At 60.3% G+C, this 1,475-nt stretch carries 1 protein-coding gene; it reads left to right on the top strand.

Translation table 11 applies throughout. The annotated features are described in order from the left end of the window. The first annotated feature begins 23 nt into the window (after positions 1-23). Positions 24-1,445, top strand: coding sequence for a ParB/RepB/Spo0J family partition protein (locus K728_RS0104280; protein WP_024475963.1), 1,422 nt, complete (start codon positions 24-26; stop codon positions 1,443-1,445). Positions 1,446-1,475 lie beyond the last annotated feature (30 nt).

Here is a 1,475-nt window from a genome sequence, read left to right as displayed (position 1 = left end):
CTGCGAACTAGGAGCACACCGCTATGTCTGTTCTCGAAATGATCGACCCCACCACCTTGACCATCGACGCCAACGTTCGCGCCGATGTGCAGCTAGACAAGGCATTCCTGGCCTCCATCAAAGAACACGGAGTAATCCAGCCAGTCGTCGCGCACCGCACCGACAGCGGGGGAGTGCACGTCCTGTACGGACAGAGGCGCACCCTCGCCGCCGTAGAAGCGAAGCTCGACCTGATGCCCGTCTACGTGGTCGAAAGCCTCACAGAGGCCGACAGATTAGCTAAGCAGGTCGTGGAAAACGACCAGCGCCAAGGACTCACCGACAACGACCGCGCCGAAGCGTTCCACCAGCTTTCCCTACTCGGAGTCTCAGCCACCCAGATCGCGAAAAAGACTGGCGCAAAAAAGGCCACCGTGGACGCGGCACTGAAAGTCCGGGCCGACGACACCGCCAGCGCAGCACTCGCCCAAGGCATGACACTGGACATGGCCGCAGTGATCGAGGAATTCAGTGGTGACGCAGAAGCAATCACCAAACTCGAAACCACCGCCGCGCACAACCCGCAGAGCTTTGACCACACCGCCCAACGGCTCCGCGACGACCGCACCCGCGCCGCCCTCATGGCCGAAGCAGCGGCCACCGTCACCGCCCAAGGACTCAAAATCGTTGACGAGGATCTGAACTACTACGACTACAAAGGCCCCATGGCGAATATCCGCGACCTGCGCACCATCGAAGGTGTTCCACTCACCGACGACGAGGCAGATGCCGCGCACATCGGATTCAGCTACAACGGGGAAGTACGCATCACCTTGGTCAATACCGACTGGAAAGCAGCAGGGTTCACCAAACCCGGGGCCACCCGGACAGGGCCAATGACAGAGGACGAGAAAGCAGAACGCCGCCGCGTGATCGAAAACAATAGAGCATGGGACGCCGCCGAAACGGTCCGCGTGGACTTCCTCAAAAACCTGCTCAAAGGCAAAACAGCCCCGAAGAACGCCCTGCGGTTTATCGCCCAGTCAATGGGAAACCACTCCTACACCGTTGCTGACGGCCTTTCCAAGCACACCGGATTCGCTGCCGAACTGCTCGGAGGCAAAGACGGTTACGGCGAGCTGGCGAAGATCACCGCCAAGCCCACCGGACGCCACGAAACCAACACCCTCGCCGTCATCCTCGCAGGATTCGAAAAGAGCCTCACCCGCCAGTCATGGCGCAACCCCACCAGCACTGCCAAGCACTACCTGACCCAGCTCACCACATGGGGCTACACCCTCAGCGAGGTAGAAACCATCATCACCAACCACGGAAACACAGAAACACAGGAATCCGTGAAGGCAGAAAACAGTGGAGTGCAGCAGCCGGGGGAGACGTTCGCGCAAGTACAGGCCGAAGAGGAAGAACTCACCGCCGAAGAAGCGGACTACGCCGACGAAGCCTAAACCGGGGGAGTAGCACCCCCGCCGGAAACC

The sequence above is a fragment of the Arthrobacter sp. CAL618 genome, assembly GCF_000468215.1.
Lineage (GTDB): Bacteria > Actinomycetota > Actinomycetes > Actinomycetales > Micrococcaceae > Arthrobacter_D.
This window is presented reverse-complemented; position numbering and strand designations above follow the sequence as displayed.

Bases quoted from the DNA above. Each gene is read 5' to 3' on its own strand.
- K728_RS0104280 (WP_024475963.1), top strand. From the start codon at position 24: ATGTCTGTTCTCGAAATGATCGACCCCACCACCTTGACCATCGACGCC.